This window comes from Halobaculum sp. MBLA0143, from assembly GCF_041361465.1.
In the GTDB taxonomy this organism is placed as follows: domain Archaea; phylum Halobacteriota; class Halobacteria; order Halobacteriales; family Haloferacaceae; genus JAHENP01.
Window position 1 is genome coordinate 2411312 of the sequence record NZ_JBGKAC010000001.1, and the last position, 16938, is coordinate 2428249.

Consider the following 16938-nt stretch of genomic DNA (forward strand, 5'->3'; position numbering starts at 1 on the left):
GCGTGACACACACAGCGCCCCCACCGGTAGACGCTCGGTCCGGTAGCGCACACGCCGCCTCGGACGACAGCCGACGAACGGTGACGGGGCCACTCGCTCCAGTCGGGCAGTCGCCCGTGGTCGGCCGTGAGTGAGTCCGACGGGGGGACGGCGGCGGCCGCAGAGGTCGCGCTCGACCGGATGGCCGACGGGTTCGTCGCCGTCGACCGGGAGTGGCGAGTGACGTTCGTCAACGAACGGGTGAGCGAACTCCTGGGGCGGGACAACATGCCCGAGCGCGGGACGTCGCTGTGGGACGCCTACCCCGGGTTGGAGGACAGCCCGTTCGGCGAGGCGTACCACCGCGCGCTCGACACCGGCGAACAACAGACCGTGGAGGCGTACTACGATCACCTGGACGGGTGGTTCCGTGCGACCGTCTACCCGGACGACGACGGGCTGTCGATCTACTTCCAGGACGTGACACAGCGCCGACGACTGGAGGAGAACCTCCGCCGCGAGAACGAACTCCGAGAACGGGTGTTCGAGACGACGCCGACTGGGGTCGTCGTCCTCGACGCCGACGGCGTGTTCCGGCGAGCCAACGAGCGAGCGACGGAGCTCCTGGGACTGTCGCCGTTCGACCTCGGAACGGTCGCGTTCGACGACTCCCGGTGGGAGGCGTTCGACGGGGCGGGCGAGCCGTTGTCGGAGTACCCCGTCGAGCGCGTACTGGAGACGGGCGAGCCGGTCGAGGAGTTCGAACACGGCTTCACACGGCCGGACGGGGAGCGCCGGTGGCTGTCGGTCAGCGCCGCTCCGCTGCACGACAGCGACGGCAACGTCGACCGGATCGTCCTCGTCGTGGACGACCACACGGCAAAACGCCGGCTGGAGTCGCGGCTCCGCGACAACGAGGCGACGCTGCGCCGGGTGTACGAGGTCGCGGGCGACCCGGAACTGTCGTTCGAGGAGAAGCTCCAGGAGCTGCTCTCGGCCGCCAGCGAGCGGCTAGACGTCGAAATCGGCTTCCTCACCCGAATCGAGTCCGACACCCAGACGTTCGTGGAGACGGTCGGCGACTACGACCCGATCCAGCCGGGCGAGACGTGTCCGCTGTCGGAGGCGTACTGTCGCCGGACCGTCGAGTCCGACGGACTGCTCACCGTGCGCGACGCCGAGTCCCAGGGGTGGGCCGGGACACCGCCACACGACGTGTTCGGGCTGGGGTCGTACGTCGGCGGCAAGGTGATCGTCGACGGAGAGCTGTACGGCACGCTGTGTTTCGCCGACGAGACCCCCCGCGAGGAGGCCTTCTCCGACACGGAGGTGACGCTCGTCGAACTGCTGACACAGTGGGTGAGCTACGAGCTCGGTCGCCGCCGGAGCCGCGAACGGGTCGAACGCAAGAACGAACGGCTCGACGAGTTCGCCAGCGTCCTCAGTCACGACCTCCGGAACCCGTTGAACGTCGCCGCCGCCCGCGTCGAGATGGCGACGGAGACGGGCGACGCGGACCACCTCGCCGACGCGGCCGGCGCCTTGGACCGGATGGACGAGTTGATCGACGACGTGTTGTCGTTGGCCCGCCACGGCGAACGGGTGGTCGACGCGGAGCCGGTGGCGGTAGGGGACGCCGCAGAACGCGCCTGGGCGGGCGTCGGCGGTTCGGACGACCCGGACGCGACCCTCCGGCTCCGCGACCCGCCGACCGTCCGGGGCGACGAGAGCCGGATCGTCCAACTGTTCGAGAAGCTCCTGGGCAACGCCACCGACCACGCCGGGCCCACGCCGACCGTCACCGTCGGACGGCTCGACGACGACGACGGCTTCTACGTCGAAGACGACGGGCCGGGAGTTCCGACGGACCACCGCGACGACGTGTTCGACCGCGGGTTCTCGACGGACGACGACGGCACCGGCTTCGGGCTCGGGATCGTCGAGGAGATTGCCGACGCACACGACTGGACCGTGCGCGTCGCAGACGTCGACGACGGCGCCCGGTTCGAGGTGCTCGCGCCGGTCGTCGAGCCGTTCGACGGCTGACGGTCGTCGGGAGCGGTGCCGCCGCGGCCACCGGCAGCGCCGGACGACGGGGGATCGTCAGGGCGCCCGTCGGGCGAACACGAACTCCGTGCTGGAGCCCAGCGGGTCCGTCGCCGTCTCCGTCCTGATCTCGTCGAACCCCGCCTCGCGGAGCCGCGACAGTGTCTCCTCCCGGCCGGGCGTCGAGAAGTACATCCGGCCGCCCATCCACCCCCGGCGGACGGTCTCGTAGCGACCGCCCGGCAGCGTCGCCAACAACAGTCCACCCGGCCGGAGCACGCGGGCGAACTCCGTGTACACGTCCGCGTGGCGCTCCCGGTCGACGTGGAAGACGGCGTGGTAGGCGGTGACGGCGTCCGCGGCGTCCGTCCGGACCGGGAGCGACAGCATGTCACCCTGGAGGAGTCGCGAGTCGACCGTCTCGGCGGCCAGATCGAGTCCGGCACGCGAGAAGTCGACGCCGACGGCGTCCGGGGGGAGGTTCGCCAGCGTCCGGGCGCCGTCGCCACAGCCGGCGTCGACGACGAGCGGGTCCGGCGGGAGTTCGGCGAGCAGATCGTCGATCAGTGCGGCGTCGGAGCCGTCCGGGTCGCGGGCGTCGGCGTACGCCGCCGCCACGTCGTCCCACGCCGCGCGCACGTCTCGGTGGTCCACGACCGTCTCAGGTGCTCGGGGGGCTTGAGTCGTCCGGCCGGGGCGGCGACGGGCGAGAGGCCAACGCCGCCGCCACCTGACGCTCCGTCTCGTCGGTCGTTCCGGAGTTGTCGATCCGGTCGTGTGGCCGGTCGACGGACTCGAACTGCCGCCGAATCCGGCGGTGGATCTCGAAGTCCGCGTCGCTCGCGTCACCCTCGCGGGCGGCGATCCGTTCGCGCACCACCGACTCCGCACACTCGACTCGCAGGAGCCGGGCGTCCGCGCCACACTCTCGGGCCGCCGCGACGGCCTCCCCCCGTCGACTCCGGGTACGGAAGGTGCCGTCCAACACGACGGAGCGGCCGGCCGCGGCGTGGTCGCGGCTCCGTTCCAACAGTTCGGCGTAGACGGCCTCCGTCTCCGAGTCGGCGTACGTCGGCTCCGGGAACAGCTCCTTCCGGACCACGTCCGTCCGCAGGACGGTCGCGTCCAGCCGCGTCGCCGCCGCACCCGCGACCGTGGTCTTCCCGACACCGGGCGGCCCGCAGACCACGACCACCGCCGGCGACCCCCCCAACGCTGCCGTCCCGGCAGACTCGCCGACACCCCCAGCGTCCCTCTCGGGGCCGCTCTCGCCCGCCGTCTGGTCGGTCACGTTCCCCACCCCCGGCCCCTCTGGCGTCGTCTCATCGGACAGTCCTGACGTACACCCCTCGATATTTCAACCGTGTGGTCCGACGCCGCCGTCGTCACTGCCGCCACTGTCGGACCCCGTCGTCACTGCTGCCGCTGTCGGACCTCGCCGTCGTCGAACCCCGTCGTCGACGACACCACCGATAGCGTTCCGGACACCGCCACCGGTCGCCGGCTCCGTCGGTGGTCCCCCCGACCACAGTTTTTATTACTGTCAGATTCTTTCTTTACGATGTGACCGCTGGAGACGACTCGATTCGTGTCCTCCACGTCGACGACGACGAGGCGTTCAGCGAGCTCGTCGCCGACAGTCTCGAACGCCGCACCGAGGGGGTCGTCGTCGTGGAGACCCCGTCCGACGCGGCGACGGCACTGACGCACCTGGACGAGGGGTTGTCCGTGGACTGCCTGCTCAGCGACTACGCCATGCCCGGCGCAAACGGGCTGGAGTTCCTCGCGGGAGTCCGCGAGCGTCGCCCCCGGCTCCCGTTCGTCCTCTACACGAGCCACACGGACGAGGAGCTCGTCGCCGAGGCGCTCGCCCAGGGCGTCTCCGCCCACGTCCGCAAGGGTGCCGGCCGCGCACACTACGTCAAGCTCGCCAACCGCATCCGGCGGGCCGTCTCCGAGGCCCGCGCCGAGGCGACGGTCGACCGGCTCGAACACGCGATGAACGCCGTCCGCGAGGGGGTCTGTGTCGTCGGTGCCGACGGCTGCGTGAAGTACGCCAACCGCGTCTACCTCGACCTGTTCGACTACGATCGGGAGGAGCTGCTGGGCGAACGGTGGGAACGGGTGGCGCCCGCGGACGCCGACACCGTCGTCGGCGACGTGCTCCCGTTCACCCCGGACAACGAGGAGTGGTGCGACGACGGTGTCGACTCCGACGAGCGGTCCGCGAGCGTCTCCGAGACGCCCGACGGAGAACTCGTCGTGACCGTTCGGGAGTTCGAGACCGGGAAACGGGCGTAGGGAAGGCACTTAACAACAGTTCTGGGTTTCATCTGTGTGAACCATCAGAACCGTTGTCCTTTATATTTCACTCGGTCCTAGCGACTTTGTGTCTGTTCCCCAATCGAGACGGTCGAATATAGATTTTGCATCGATTTCGTCAGTGTAGACATTTGGAATATACGCAACGTCATGGTGGTAGAACCGCACCATCACACCAGCGATGCTAGATACTTCTTCATTTGCAAAAACTCCCTCATCTCCAGGTGGAATGGCCTCTCTGTGGCCCGTTTTTGCACCAATTTCTTTCAGATAATCGTCCCAGGTCGAATCTGTGTCTTTAATTTCTGGAGATATTTTGACATCACTAGGATAGGCGAACGAGTATGGTTCACCGATCGTTTCACAAATAACCTCGTCAACTGTATCAACTGTGCGGAGATCAAGGTCAATAAAAACCACAACTGAGCGTGTCTCCCTCTGCTTGTTTGATTTTTGACATATGGTCCGCCGTATCTTCCCGTCTCTATCTGGCGTGATTGCCGACGGCTCCGTCACACCGATATACCCGACATCGTCAGTATCGGCCTGTTTAATCTCCAATCGAAGCGCTTCTGTTTCGATTTTGAGTGGGAGTTCGCTGTGCGCGACATCACCCAGTTTGCTGAGTAGGTCCTGTACCTGGTCCTCGTTTTTCTCCCATTCAGGGTTTCCGCCCGCGTAATCGTCGTAGCTATCTCTCTTTTCAACTATTGCGAAGCAATTATCACCAATTTGTTCTTGTAGATGCGCCCGGACCCTATCCACCTCAGTCGATTCAAGTTCACGAGAGACTTCAACATCGAACTCGGAACACTCAAACTCAGGCAAGCCACTAGTTCCCTCCACATCGAGAACGTTCGGATCAGAGCACAGCCACCGTTCCGTAGCGATGAATCCCACCATCTCGCTCAAGAAAGAGTTAAACTTGCTTTCTCTTTGTAGATTATTTTTGTATTGAGATACAATCTTTTTTGCCGGAGAGTTTTCTACTAGACTAGATAGGTAGTCAAAAAATTCTGAACTTTCTCTTGAAATGTTGTGGTTGATGGGGTGCGTGTCTGGTGCATCTGACCAGAAGTCTGAACCAAAAGCCGACTCAATTTCAGGAAATTCTCTTGTAAACTGTTGTCTGTCCATAGTTCGCCTGTGGTCATTCAGCATATTAAACCCTTTTTATTATTAGTTAGAATAGTCTATAAGTATCAATTTTTACTGATAATCTAGGTGACTTCAGTATTTCAATAATGCTAGGCAACGACCTTCGCGTAACATACCAATTAACTTACACACAGCATAGGCTCGCCGTTGCACTGCGGGAGAAGTGGGCCGGCACGAATTTGAATCTCGGTCGCTCACTTCGTTCGCTCCCTGATTCAAATTCTCAATACGCCACACACCCGCAGCGCGGACTCGTCGCTCCGCTCACGGCCGCGACCTCACTGCGTTCGGTCGCGGCTGTTCGCTCCGCTCCTCGTCGTTGCGCTGCGGGAGAAGTGGGCCGGCACGAATTTGAATCGTGGTTACGGCCACCCGAAGGCCGAAGGATACCAAGCTACCCCACCGGCCCGCAATCACGACTTGCCCGGGGCGATTCTTAATCCTTCCGAAAGTCGTGGACGGCGGGGCGCTCACTCCCCGTACGCCGTGTAGCCGTCCGTGTCGAGCCAGTTGTGGACGACGGCGACGGTGTGGTCGGCGTGGATCGCCCGCGGACCGACACGGAGGCGGTCGTCGGCCCGCTCGGCCAACAGCGTCGCCTCCTCGTCCGTGAAGTCGCGGTGGTCCGACAACACGAAGATCGGGTCTGCCGGCGGCGACGCCTCCGGGAGCGGGCTGCCGTCCTCGTGGAGCTGGACGAGGTGGCCGTCGAGCCGGTCCAGCGTGTCGGCCAAGCCCGTCCGGTACAGCTTCACCCCGGGGCTGACTTCGGCAGGCTGGTGGCCGATGGCGTCCGCGCGGCTGTCGAGCGCGTCACGCACTCGGGCGGCCGTCGACCGGGCGTCCGGGTTGAGGTTGCGGGCCGTCTCGCCGTCGAACTCCACCGTCACGTCGCCGACGACGAGGTGGACCCGAGCGTCGCGGATCCCGTGTGAGGTGAACAGGCCGGCGCCGACCGCCCGGCAGAGGAGGTCCATCCGGCCGCCGTCGCCCGGGAGGTCGTTCAGCGAGAACGTCGGCTCCGCCGGGGCGTCGTGAGCACGGAGCAGGAACTGTCGCACGCTCGGTGAGTCGCGGGCGACGGGCAAGTAGTCGACGGTTCCGCCGGCGCTGGGGCGGGCCAGGGGTCCGCGAGCACCCGGTGTCGACCCGGAGTCGTCGCGTGCTTCGAAATCCTTTTCCGGGTATCCGCCGGAGTTTCGACAACTGAACCATGGAGATCGCTATCGTCCACGAGGATGAGAACCCGATGTTGCACCGGACGGACGTGAAGTTCGAGGTCGTCCACGACGACGCCACCCCCGAACGACTTCAGGTCCGCGACTCGCTGGCGGCGACGCTGGACAAGGCTGCAGAGGAGGTCGTCGTCCGCGAGCTGGACACGAAGTTCGGCATGCGGAAGACGGTCGGCCACGCGAAGGTGTACGACTCCGCCGCCGACGCGACGGACGTCGAACAGGAGCACATGCTGGAGCGCAACAGCATCGGCGACGCGGACGCAGAAGAGGCGTAACTGCCGCCGCGGATGCGCGTTCTCGGGATCGAAGGAACGGCCTGGATGGCCAGTGCGGCCGTGTACGACGCGGCGACGGACGCGGAGCCGACGGAGTTTCACGACCGCTACGAACCCGACAGCGGTGGGATTCACCCCCGCGAGGCCGCAGAACACATGGGGTCGGCAATCCCCTCCGTCGTCTCGCAGGCGCTGACACACGCCCGCGACACCGCCGACGGCGACCCCCCGGTAGACGCAGTCGCCTTCTCCCGCGGCCCGGGGCTGGGTCCGTGTCTCCGGATCGTCGCGACCGCCGCGCGGGCGTTGGCCGGCCGGCTGTCCGTCCCGTTGGTCGGCGTCAACCACATGGTCGCGCACCTGGAGATCGGCCGCCACCGCTCCGGCTTCGACGCCCCGGTGTGTCTGAACGCCTCGGGTGCCAACGCTCACCTCCTGGGGTTCCAGGGGGACCGGTACCGCGTGCTCGGGGAGACGCTGGACACCGGCGTCGGCAACGCCATCGACAAGTTCACTAGACACTTGGACTGGAGTCACCCCGGCGGGCCGAAGGTCGAACGACGCGCCGCCGACGGCGACTACCACGAGCTCCCGTACGTCGTCAAGGGGATGGACTTCTCGTTCGCGGGGATCACCTCCGCCGCGAAGCAGGCCGTCGACGACGGCGTCCCCGTCGCCGACGTGTGTGCCGGGCTCCAGGAGACGGTGTTCGGGATGCTCACGGAGGTGAGCGAGCGAGCACTCTCCTTGACCGGCGCGGACGAACTCGTGCTCGGGGGCGGGGTCGGCCAGAACGAACGGCTCCGGGCGATGCTGGGGTCGATGTGTGCGCAACGCGACGCCGACTTCTTCGCGCCGGCGCCGCGGTACCTCCGAGACAACGCGAGCATGATCGCGGTGTTGGGCGCGCGGATGGCCGCCGCAGGTGACACGGTCCCCGTCGCAGACTCCGCCGTCGACCCGGACTTCCGGCCGAACCAGGTGCCCGTCACCTGGCGGGAGCCGACGGAGACCGTCACGCGCGTCGGCGACCCCGGGGAGACGGCCGTCCAGGGCGCGGAGGCGACCGTCGAGGTGGGGGAGACGGTCCGCAAGCGGCGCGTCCCACGGGCGTACCGACACTCGGCGTTGGACGAACGACTCCGGGGCGACCGGACGGTGTCGGAGGCGCGACTCCTGTCTGCGGCCCGCCGGCAGGGGGTGCCGACGCCGCTCGTCCGCGACGTGGACCTGGAGACGGCGACGCTGGAGCTGTCCCGCGTCGGCGACCGCGACCTCGCGGACGCGGTCGCGGCGGCCGACGACCCGACGCGACTCGTCGCGGCCGTCGGGGGCCACCTCGCCCGCCTCCACGCCGCCGGCATCGTCCACGGGGACCCGACGACCCGCAACGTCCGGGTGGCCGACGACGGCGTCACCGACCCCGGGCCCGGGGAGACCCCGGAGACGTTCCTGATCGACTTCGGGCTGGGCTACTACGCCGACCACGTCGAGGACCTGGCAGTCGATCTCCACGTGTTCGAGCAGTCGTTGTCCGGGACGGTCCGGGAGTCGGCGCCGCTCGTCGACGCCGTCGAGGAGCAGTACGCCACGGTCGCCGACCGGACGACGACGACCCGCGAGACCGCCGGCGAGCAGTCCGTGCTCGAACGCCTCCGCGACGTGGAGGGGCGCGGTCGGTACCAGTAGCTCCCGAGGCGAACGACTCCGTCGCCGCGGCTCACGACTCGACGAGCAGTTTCAGCCCGAAGTACGCCAGCCCGACGAACGCGACTGCCGTGTAGAACGCCGTCGCTGGAACCGGTGTCCCGACGAGCGTGACCGTCACCGGCTCGACGAACAACAGCGAGTGGACACCGACGGCCGTCATCAGGGCGTAGAGACAGAACAGGAGTTTCGTCTGCCACCTGGGTGACGCTTCCCCGGTCGTCGTCGCCGATCGTTCGTCACGCGGCCAGGTCGACCTCTCGGAGGTATAAAGTCACTCGCCGGTCGTCTCGCGACGGGCCACGGCTCACAACAACTGCCGCAGTTCACCCAGTCGTGGGAACGACAGCCGTTCGTCCGCCTCGGAGTCCCAGACGACCGGGTGGACCGGGTTCGCGGCCGTCACGAACGGGGACTGGAAGTCGGCCCCGCTCATGCCGTTGACGACGACGCCGGCGGGGATGCGGTTGAACGCCGGCAGCATCAGCGCCGGCGTCCCCTGGATCGCGTCCGGGACGAACAGGTAACACGGGCGGCGCTTGCCCTGGATCTCCACCGTCGGGTGGTCGTGGCCGACGACGTACAGCCCCGCGCGGTCGGCCTCGGCTGCCGGCGGCGTCTCGTGGCCGTGGCGGACGACGACGGGCCCCGGGACGGTCTCCGGGAGGAAGTCGTCGGCGGGGCCGTCGGGCGACTCGTCGGACAGTTCGATCTCGTGGCTGTCCGGCGTCGGGCCGTCCCAGACGGACGACAACATCGCGTCGTGGTTACCGGCGACGAGCACCGGCCGGGCACCGGCGTCCAGACACGCCTCCCGGAGGTCGGACAGCGAGCGGGCGACCGCGTCGGAGGTCCGCGAGAACTGGTGGAGCACGTCGCCGGCGACGACGACCGTCTCCGGGTCGAACGCCGCGAGCAGCCCCGACAGTCGCTCCCGGAGGTCCGTGGCCTCCCCCAACGGGAACTCCACGTCTGCGGCCTCCCCGCGGCCGACGTGGAGGTCCGCGAGCACGAGCGTGTCTCCCCGGGCGAAGTAGACGGCGCGGTCGCGGAAGACGGCGTCTCGCACGCACGTCACTGCGGGCGGCAGCGGCTTGGCTGTTCGGGTTCGCTCGAACCGAGACACGGCGAGTGGACTTATCCCGGGCGGCGCGCGACGACGGACCGATGCCCGGCGAGCGCGACGCGACAGAACACACCGCTACGACCAGACGGCGGGCCCTCCAGACGGCCGCCGTCGCGGCGAGCCTCCCGGTCGTCGGCTGTCTCGGCGACGACGGTCCCGTGACGGAGACACGCACCGTCGAGGTCGACGAGTTGACGGCGACGCCACGGGAGACGCCGACGGCGTACGGCGAAGACACACTCGCGCGACGGACGCCCGACGCCAGTGTGCTCGATCAGCCGGGGGTCGCCGCCGGGCGTCGACGGGGAGCCGCGACCGACCGGCTCGTGGCCACACGAGACGGCGAGCGCGTCGCCGTCGCGGACTTCTCGCTCGGGGTCTACGAGGCACCGATCGGCGCGGACCGGGAGGAGTTCAGCTACGATCTCTACTGGCTGTGGACGGCGGCCCGGACGACCGCGGAGGCGACACGGCTCTCGGAACTCGTCAGTCACGTCCGACTCGGCGGGGAGACCGACCTCACCGTCTACGGCGTGACGGACGCCGGCGAGACGGGTGCCGGCGTGTTACGGGAGCAGACCGGCACGGACGACGACGAGTTCGCCCTCCGGTGGCGCGGGGAGACGACCGAGACCGCGGTCGTGACGGGCCACTGTGTTGGGAAGCGCGCCGGCGACCGACGACCAGTCACCTGGGAACTGTCGCTGACGGTCGGCTGACCGGGGTCGCCCCTCACCGGCCCACGGCCGACTACTGCCCGTCGTCGCGCACAGCCACGGGCAACTATTACCCCCGGCACACCACCGTACAGTATGCACGTCGCAGTGATCGGCGCGTACGGGAGCGCCGGTGTCGCAGTCGCGGAACGACTCGCCGACCACACCGGTCCGGGGGAGGTGGTCGACCGGCTGACGATGGTCGACGACGGCAACCCCGGCGGTGGGCTGTGTATCCTCCGTGGGTGTATGCCCTCCAAAGAGGTGTTGTCGGCGGCACAACACCGGTTCCAGACGCGTCACGACGACCGTCTCGACGGGGAGCCGCCGGAGATAGACCTGGAACGAGTCGTCGACCGGAAGAACGAGCACACGGCCGACTTCGCGGCACACCGTCGTGCCGCGACCGACCGACTCGCCGAGAGGGAGGGAGTCGTCTTCCGACACGACACGGCTCGGTTCCGCGGGCCACGAGAGCTCGAACTCGTCGAGAGCGGCGACCGGATCGAGCCGGACTACGTCGTCGTCGCCACCGGCTCCACGGTGAACGTCCCGGATCTGCCGGGGATCGACGACGTTCCCTACTGGACCAGCGCGGACGTGCTCGACGCGACGACGCTCCCCGACTCGGGTGTGGTGATGGGGTTCGGCTACGTCGGGATCGAGATGGTGCCGTACCTCGCGGAGGCGGGCGTCGACGTGACTGTTATCGAACACGACACGCGGCCGTTGGACGACGCACCGCCCGGGTTCGGCGACGAACTGCTGTCGATCTACCGCGAGGCGTTCGACGTCGATATCGTCACCGAGACGCACGAACGACGGGTCGAAGGGGCCGACGGAGGAGTCCGGCTCCACACGGATCACGACGGGGCGTACGGCACCGTCGAGGCCGACGCCCTGTTCTGTTTCACCGGCCGACGGCCGAACGTCGACGGGCTGGGGTTGGACGCGACGGCGGTCGAACCGGAACCGGGGTGGGTGGACGCGACGATGCGTGCGACGGCCGACGACAGCGGACGGACGTACGTCGTCGGCGACGCCAACGGACGTGACCCGGTGCTCCACGTCGCGAAGGAACAGGGGCACGTCGCCGCAGAGAACATCGTCGCGGACGACGCCGGCGAGTCGCTCACCGAGTACGACCCGACACCACACTACGTGATGTTCGCGGCGGCGGCGACGTACCCGTACGTCCGGGTGGGCCACACCGCACAGACCGCCCGCGAGGCGGGCCACGAGACGGTGGTCGTCCAACGCCGAGCCGAGGACGACGGCGTGTTCGAGACGAAAGACGCGCCGCGTGGACTCGCACGCCTGATCGTCGACCGTGCCGACGGGACGGTGCTCGGCTACCACGGCCTCCACTACCACGCCGACGTGATGGCGAAGACGGCCCAGTTGTTGGTCGAACGTGGCGCGGACGTTCGCACGGTGCCCGACCGGGCGTACCACCCGACGACGCCGGAGATCATGGACGGGTTGTTCCGCGCGGCGAGCAAGGAGCTGTAGGTCGGGGCGTAGCCGGCTACCCCGTCTCCTCGCCGTCGGTCTTCAGCAACGCCTCGCGCTGGTCGATCAACATCACGGTCCCGAGCCCGACGAGCAACAGTGCGTACGTCCCGGCGACAGTGAGCGCCTCCAGCTTCGAGCCGTACACCTCCGTTCGAAAGACGATCACCTTCCGGATGATGGCGATCAGCCCGGTGAAGATGACGAGCCGGAGGATACGCCGCGGTGACTGGCCCCGGACGTACGCGACGACGGTCTGGTACACCTCGGCGATGATGAACAGGAGTAGTCCACGGTCGACGAACGTGACGACAACGGTCGGGTCACTGATCTCTCCCGTCTGGACGGACTCGGCGATCAGCACGACCAGGTCGAACAACCCGATCCCGAACAGGAGCGCGAACACGACGGCGCCCGCGGTCTCGACGGCGTGCATCAGGAAGTCGCTAGCGTCCACAATCCTGTCGAGATCCGGGAACCTGTCGGCGTCACTCTCCGGGTGTTCCGGGTCCGGGGGTCGCTGCGTCGACTCCGCCTCGTCTGCCATGTTCGACCGGAGACGCCGAGGGTACTTCGGCCTGGCGACTACCGTATCGACACGTCGATACTCTTCGTCCGGGTGAACTCCCGGACGGTCTCGAAGGCGGTCTCGCGGCCGATTCCAGACTGCCCGTAGCCGCCGAACGGCATCCCAGCCGGGAAGTCCTGGTACTGGTTCACCCAGACGGTGCCGACTTCGAGGTCCCCGGCCGTCGTGTACGCCTGTGACGCACTCTCGGTCATGACGCCGGCCGCGAGCCCGTAGTCGACGTCGTTCGCGAGGTCGATCATCTCGTCGTAGTCGTCCCACCGGAAGACGGTCAACACGGGACCGAAGATCTCCTCTTGTACCGGCGCGCTGTCGTGAGACAGCCCCTCGATCACGGTCGGCTCCACGAAGGCGTCGGAGGGGGTGTCGTCCGGGCGCCCGCCGCCGACGAGCACGTTGCCGCCGGCCGCGCGGGCCTGTTCGACGTAGTCGAGGGTGCGCTCGGCCTGGGCGGTCGACACCTTCGGCCCCATCCGGGTGTCACGCGCCAACGGGTCGCCGATGGCGAGCCCCTCGGCCGTCTCCACGAGTCGATCCAGGAACTCCTCGGCGACGGCGTCGTGGACGAACAACCGCGAGCCGGCGGTACACGTCTCCCCGGTGTTGTAGAAGATGGCGAGGACGGCCGCGCGGACGGCGGCGTCCAGGTCGGCGTCCTCGTGGACGACCAACGGTCCCTTGCCGCCGAGCTCCAGAGTCACGTCGGCGATCCGGTCGGCAGCGGTCTTCATCACCTCGCGGCCGACGGCAGTCGAGCCGGTGAACGACACCTTCGCCACGTCGTCGTGGGCGGTCAGCGGGGCGCCGGCGGCCTCGCCGAACCCGGTGACGACGTTCAGGGCGCCGTCCGGCAACACGTCGTCGACGACGTTGGCGAGCTTGAGCGCCGTCAGCGGCGTCTGTTCGGCCGGCTTCAACACGACCGCGTTCCCGGCCGCGAGCGCGGGCGCCACTTTCCAGGAGGTGATCAGCAACGGGAAGTTCCACGGGACGACGGCACCGACGACGCCGTACGGCTCGTGGACGGTCGAGACGTGTCGCGGGCCGTCGTCGGCCGGCAGCGTCGTCCCTTCGTTCAGTCGGGTGGCGGCCGCGAAGTACCGGAAGTGGTCGATCACGGCGCTCACGTCGCCGTACGCCTCTCGGGTGGGTTTGCCGTTGTCCAACGCCTCCAGCTTCAGGAACTCCGTCTTCCGTTCCTCGATCCGGTCGGCGATCTCGTGGAGCAGCTGCTGGCGCTCGCTCGCGCCGGTCGCCCCCCACTCGCCGTCTGCGGCCGCGCTCGCGGCCGCGACGGCGGCGTCGACGTCTTCGGCTCGGCCCGCCGGTACTTCTGCCAGCGTCTCGCCGGTCGTCGGGTCGGTCGTCTCGAAGGTGCCGCCGTCCGCGGCGTCGACGAACTCGCCGTCGACGTACAGCCCTCGCTGCTCGGGGAGCACCTCCGCTGCCGTCTCCGCGTGTCGGTCCGTTATCTCGTCGGACATCGTCCGGGCGTACTCCGGGTGGGTCCAAAAGTCCGACGAGTGGATTACGAAACGGAGTTGTCGCGGGCGGCGCCGACCTGCGACGCCACGTCCAGCAGCCGGGCCCAGGTGTTCAGCCCGGCCCGGAGCGCGGTGTGATCGCGTGCTCGGAGTTCGACGGTGACGGTCGCGTCCGCCCGCGAGACGCTGGCCCGCGAGCGGTCGTCGTCGATCGCGCCCGCCTCGACGGCGACGGCCGCGGCGAGTCGGCGAGCCGCGGGCTCGTCGGTACACGGGAGCGTGAGTGCCGCGGCGTGAGCGTACGCCGTGTCGGCGGCGCCGTCGCCGCGGGTCGAGCCACCGTCGGTCACGCCGTCGTCGGTGGAACCGTGGTGGGTTACGCCGTCGTCGGTGGAACCGTGGCGGGTCACGCCGTCGTCAGACCACGTCGACCGTCTTCACGTCGGCGGCACGCTCCTTCAGGAGGACGCGGTGTCCACAGTAGGGACACCGGACGCCGCCGTACTCGTCGAGCTGTACGTCGCGTTTGCACCGGGAACACTTGTAGGTCATCTGTCTGGGTCTGGGTGTGGTGGTCGCGCCGTCGAGAGACTGTCGGCCGAGATCGTCACTCGTCGTTCGTCTCCAGCGCCGCGCGGATCGACCGCTCGACGCCGCGTCCGCCCGGGGTCTCGGGGCGGTACGCGCCGCCGGTGAACGTCTCGCCCGTCTCCTCGTTGACCCAGATGCCCGTACCGATGCGCTTGACGGAGTCGCCGTCGACTGTCGCCGAGTTCATCTCTGCCTCGATCTCGGAGACGCGCTTGCGGGCGACTCGCCCGTAGCGCGCGCCGAACCGCCCGGCACTCCCGGTAGACTGCGCGTTGTCTTCGGCCATAGTACACGCGGGTTCGCCGTTCGTCGGTAAAAACACTGCGAGTCGGACGCGGCGTTCGACGCCGAGAGCGACGGAGACAGCGCGCGTGACGCGAGGAAAACGTTATACACGCAAGGTTCGGCAGTAGGAGTATGAGCGTCGAGTTGCCGTTCGCGCCGGTCGACGAGGTCATTCGGCGCAACGCCGGGAGCCTCCGGGTGAGCGCCGACGCGGCCGAGGAACTGGCACGCCGGGTGCAGTCACACGGAGCGGCGCTGGCGGTCGACGCCGCCGAGGTGGCGGCCGAAGACGGGCGCAAGACCCTGATGGCCGACGACTTCGGCGTCGGCCAGGTGGTCGGTCGGGAGACGCTGACGCTGCCGGTGGCACCCGTCGACCGGATCGCACGGCTCGACATCGACGACAGCTACCGGGTGTCGATGGACGCCCGCATCGCGCTTGCGGACGTGTTAGAGGGGTACGCCGACAACGTCGCCCGCGGCGCGGTGATCCTCGCACGCCACGCCGACCGCCGGACGGTACAGGCCGAGGACATCGAGACGTACTTCAGGCTGTTCGAGTGAGATGCGGTTCGGCTACAGCGACGACTGTCTGGCCCACGACACCGGCCTCCGCCACCCGGAGACGGCAGACCGACTCCGGGCGATCCGGGAGGGGCTGACTCGACGCCACGGCGTGGAGTACGTCGCCGCGTCGCCCGCCGACCGGGAGACGATCACCGCCGTCCACGACGCCGACTACGTCGACGAGGTGGCAGCGTTCGCCGACGGCGGCGGCGGCAACTGGGACCCGGACACGGTCGTCAGCGAGGAGACGTTCGCCGCCGCGTGCCGCTCGGCCGGGCTCGCAGAGTGGGCCGTCCGCGAGTCACTGACCGGCGAGATCGGCCGCGACACCCCGTTCTCCATCGGCCGGCCGCCGGGGCACCACGCGGTCGGCGACGACGCGATGGGGTTCTGTTTCTTCAACAACGCCGCCGTCGCGGTCCAGGCAGTGTTGGACGACCCGACGACAGACGCCGAGCGGGCGGCGGTGTTCGACTGGGACGTCCACCACGGCAACGGCACCCAGGATCTGTTCTACGACGCCGGCGACGTGTTCTACGCCTCCGTCCACGAGGACGGCATCTACCCCGGGACGGGCGCGGTGACGGAGACCGGCGAGGCCGACGGCGCCGGCACCACACTCAACGCGCCGCTCGCGGCCGGCGCCGACGACGGGGACTACCGCTACGTCGTGGAGGAGGCCGTCGTCCCGGCGCTGTCGGCGTTCGAGCCGGATCTGGTCGTCGTGAGCGCGGGGTTCGACGCCCACCGTCACGACCCCATCTCCCGGATGCGGCTGTCGACGGAGGGGTACGCCGTGTTGGCCGACCGGATGCGGTCGCTGGCCCGACGCCACGACGCCGGGCTCGCGTTCGTCTTGGAGGGAGGGTACGACCTCGACACGCTGTCGGACGGCGTCGGAGTCGTCCACGAGACGTTCGACGGCCGGCCGGTGACCCCCGGTGACGAGGAACCGACGGCGGCGACGCGCGACACCGTCCGGGAGCTGCGCGACCGACTCGACCTCGACGACGCCGACGAGCCGCCCGAGTGACCCGAAGGGATTTGTCGCCGCCCGCAGACAGTCGGGACGATGCCGACGAAAGCCGCCGGCTCGCACACCCTGTCTGCGTTGGTCGCGTTGTTCGCCAGTGCCACCCTCTCGAAGTACGTCTGGCAGGTGCTCCCGTCGCTGGGCGAGGTGTCACAGTCGAGTCTGACGCTGGTCGACCGACTCCCGGTCGTGTCCGTGCCGACGGACGCCGAGGCGGCCGGCGCGCTCCTGGTTATCGTCGTGGTGACGGTCGTGTGGGAGGTGGCGCACTACGCTCGGGGTGGGTAGCTCGGAACGGCACAGTCCGGAG

At 68.4% G+C, this 16938-nt stretch carries 20 protein-coding genes and 1 tRNA gene; 9 read left to right on the plus strand and 12 right to left on the minus strand.

Translation table 11 applies throughout. From position 1 onward, the window contains the following. The first annotated feature begins 126 nt into the window (after positions 1-126). Complete coding sequence (locus RYH79_RS12525) at positions 127-2025, plus strand: sensor histidine kinase (RefSeq protein WP_370899621.1); 1899 nt, start codon at positions 127-129, stop codon at positions 2023-2025. 57 nt (positions 2026-2082) lie between these two features. On the opposite strand, the gene RYH79_RS12530 is transcribed toward RYH79_RS12525, so the two are convergent. Together RYH79_RS12530 and RYH79_RS12535 are read right to left on the minus strand one after the other, a co-directional pair. Continuing rightward, a complete protein-coding gene (locus RYH79_RS12530) occupies positions 2083-2679 on the minus strand; it encodes a class I SAM-dependent methyltransferase (RefSeq protein WP_370899623.1) in 597 nt (198 codons plus the stop codon). Positions 2680-2686: 7 nt separating this feature from the next. Then, entirely contained in the window at positions 2687-3316 is a 630-nt protein-coding gene (locus tag RYH79_RS12535) for a P-loop nucleotide/nucleoside kinase family protein (RefSeq protein ID WP_370899625.1), read from the minus strand. Positions 3317-3588: 272 nt separating this feature from the next. Between RYH79_RS12535 and RYH79_RS12540 the strand changes: the two genes are divergently transcribed. Beyond that, the gene (locus tag RYH79_RS12540) at positions 3589-4326 is read left to right on the plus strand and encodes a response regulator (protein WP_370899627.1); all 738 of its coding nucleotides are present in this window, start codon (positions 3589-3591) and stop codon (positions 4324-4326) included. A 60-nt stretch (positions 4327-4386) separates the two neighbouring features. Here the strand turns inward: RYH79_RS12540 and RYH79_RS12545 are convergent, their stop codons facing one another. The 3 genes from RYH79_RS12545 to trmY form a co-directional block, all read right to left on the minus strand. Beyond that, entirely contained in the window at positions 4387-5484 is a 1098-nt protein-coding gene (locus RYH79_RS12545) for a hypothetical protein (RefSeq protein ID WP_370899629.1), read from the minus strand. Between the two features lie 357 nt (positions 5485-5841). After that, positions 5842-5914 (minus strand) — tRNA-Pro (locus tag RYH79_RS12550). Between the two features lie 61 nt (positions 5915-5975). Continuing rightward, positions 5976-6566 carry a tRNA (pseudouridine(54)-N(1))-methyltransferase TrmY gene (gene trmY / locus RYH79_RS12555; protein WP_370899631.1) on the minus strand — a complete coding sequence of 197 codons (591 nt, stop codon included), beginning with the start codon at positions 6564-6566 and terminating at the stop codon, positions 5976-5978. 152 nt (positions 6567-6718) lie between these two features. Between trmY and RYH79_RS12560 the strand changes: the two genes are divergently transcribed. Continuing rightward, positions 6719-7018 carry a 30S ribosomal protein S24e gene (locus RYH79_RS12560; RefSeq protein ID WP_370899634.1) on the plus strand — a complete coding sequence of 100 codons (300 nt, stop codon included), beginning with the start codon at positions 6719-6721 and terminating at the stop codon, positions 7016-7018. A gap of 12 nt (positions 7019-7030) precedes the next feature. Continuing rightward, the gene (locus tag RYH79_RS12565) at positions 7031-8707 is read left to right on the plus strand and encodes a bifunctional N(6)-L-threonylcarbamoyladenine synthase/serine/threonine protein kinase (RefSeq protein ID WP_370899636.1); all 1677 of its coding nucleotides are present in this window, start codon (positions 7031-7033) and stop codon (positions 8705-8707) included. A 31-nt stretch (positions 8708-8738) separates the two neighbouring features. Here RYH79_RS12565 and RYH79_RS12570 read toward each other — a convergent pair whose 3' ends face one another. Further along, the gene (locus RYH79_RS12570; protein WP_370899638.1) at positions 8739-8888 is read right to left on the minus strand and encodes a hypothetical protein; all 150 of its coding nucleotides are present in this window, start codon (positions 8886-8888) and stop codon (positions 8739-8741) included. A 144-nt stretch (positions 8889-9032) separates the two neighbouring features. After that, on the minus strand, positions 9033-9794 hold the full coding sequence (locus tag RYH79_RS12575; protein ID WP_370899640.1) for a metallophosphoesterase: 762 nt from the start codon (positions 9792-9794) through the stop codon (positions 9033-9035). Between the two features lie 98 nt (positions 9795-9892). Here RYH79_RS12575 and RYH79_RS12580 point away from each other — a divergent pair, with 98 nt between their 5' ends. Together RYH79_RS12580 and RYH79_RS12585 are read left to right on the plus strand one after the other, a co-directional pair. Further along, positions 9893-10570 (plus strand): hypothetical protein, encoded by a 678-nt coding sequence (locus RYH79_RS12580; RefSeq protein ID WP_370899642.1) that lies wholly within the window; start codon positions 9893-9895, stop codon positions 10568-10570. Between the two features lie 93 nt (positions 10571-10663). Beyond that, on the plus strand, positions 10664-12079 hold the full coding sequence (locus tag RYH79_RS12585; RefSeq protein WP_370899644.1) for a dihydrolipoyl dehydrogenase family protein: 1416 nt from the start codon (positions 10664-10666) through the stop codon (positions 12077-12079). Positions 12080-12095: 16 nt separating this feature from the next. Here the strand turns inward: RYH79_RS12585 and RYH79_RS12590 are convergent, their stop codons facing one another. The 5 genes from RYH79_RS12590 to RYH79_RS12610 all read right to left on the minus strand — a co-directional run bounded on the left by RYH79_RS12590 (position 12096) and on the right by RYH79_RS12610 (position 15029). Further along, entirely contained in the window at positions 12096-12626 is a 531-nt protein-coding gene (locus tag RYH79_RS12590) for a phosphate-starvation-inducible PsiE family protein (protein WP_370899646.1), read from the minus strand. 38 nt (positions 12627-12664) lie between these two features. Further along, the gene (locus RYH79_RS12595; RefSeq protein ID WP_370899648.1) at positions 12665-14152 is read right to left on the minus strand and encodes an aldehyde dehydrogenase family protein; all 1488 of its coding nucleotides are present in this window, start codon (positions 14150-14152) and stop codon (positions 12665-12667) included. Between the two features lie 44 nt (positions 14153-14196). Next, entirely contained in the window at positions 14197-14502 is a 306-nt protein-coding gene (locus tag RYH79_RS12600) for a KEOPS complex subunit Pcc1 (RefSeq protein WP_370899650.1), read from the minus strand. 67 nt (positions 14503-14569) lie between these two features. Then, on the minus strand, positions 14570-14704 hold the full coding sequence (locus RYH79_RS12605; RefSeq protein WP_370899652.1) for a DNA-directed RNA polymerase subunit P: 135 nt from the start codon (positions 14702-14704) through the stop codon (positions 14570-14572). A 55-nt stretch (positions 14705-14759) separates the two neighbouring features. Next, positions 14760-15029 (minus strand): eL43 family ribosomal protein, encoded by a 270-nt coding sequence (locus RYH79_RS12610; RefSeq protein WP_370899654.1) that lies wholly within the window; start codon positions 15027-15029, stop codon positions 14760-14762. A gap of 131 nt (positions 15030-15160) precedes the next feature. On the opposite strand from RYH79_RS12610, the gene RYH79_RS12615 reads away from it, so the two are divergent. Genes RYH79_RS12615 through RYH79_RS12625 form a run of 3 tightly spaced genes read left to right on the plus strand, consistent with a single transcriptional unit; the run spans position 15161 to position 16916 of the window. Then, entirely contained in the window at positions 15161-15592 is a 432-nt protein-coding gene (locus RYH79_RS12615; protein WP_370899656.1) for a histone, read from the plus strand. 1 nt (position 15593) lies between these two features. Continuing rightward, positions 15594-16628 carry a histone deacetylase family protein gene (locus RYH79_RS12620; protein WP_370899658.1) on the plus strand — a complete coding sequence of 345 codons (1035 nt, stop codon included), beginning with the start codon at positions 15594-15596 and terminating at the stop codon, positions 16626-16628. A 39-nt stretch (positions 16629-16667) separates the two neighbouring features. Continuing rightward, positions 16668-16916 (plus strand): hypothetical protein, encoded by a 249-nt coding sequence (locus RYH79_RS12625; RefSeq protein WP_370899660.1) that lies wholly within the window; start codon positions 16668-16670, stop codon positions 16914-16916. The last annotated feature ends 22 nt before the right edge of the window (positions 16917-16938 follow it).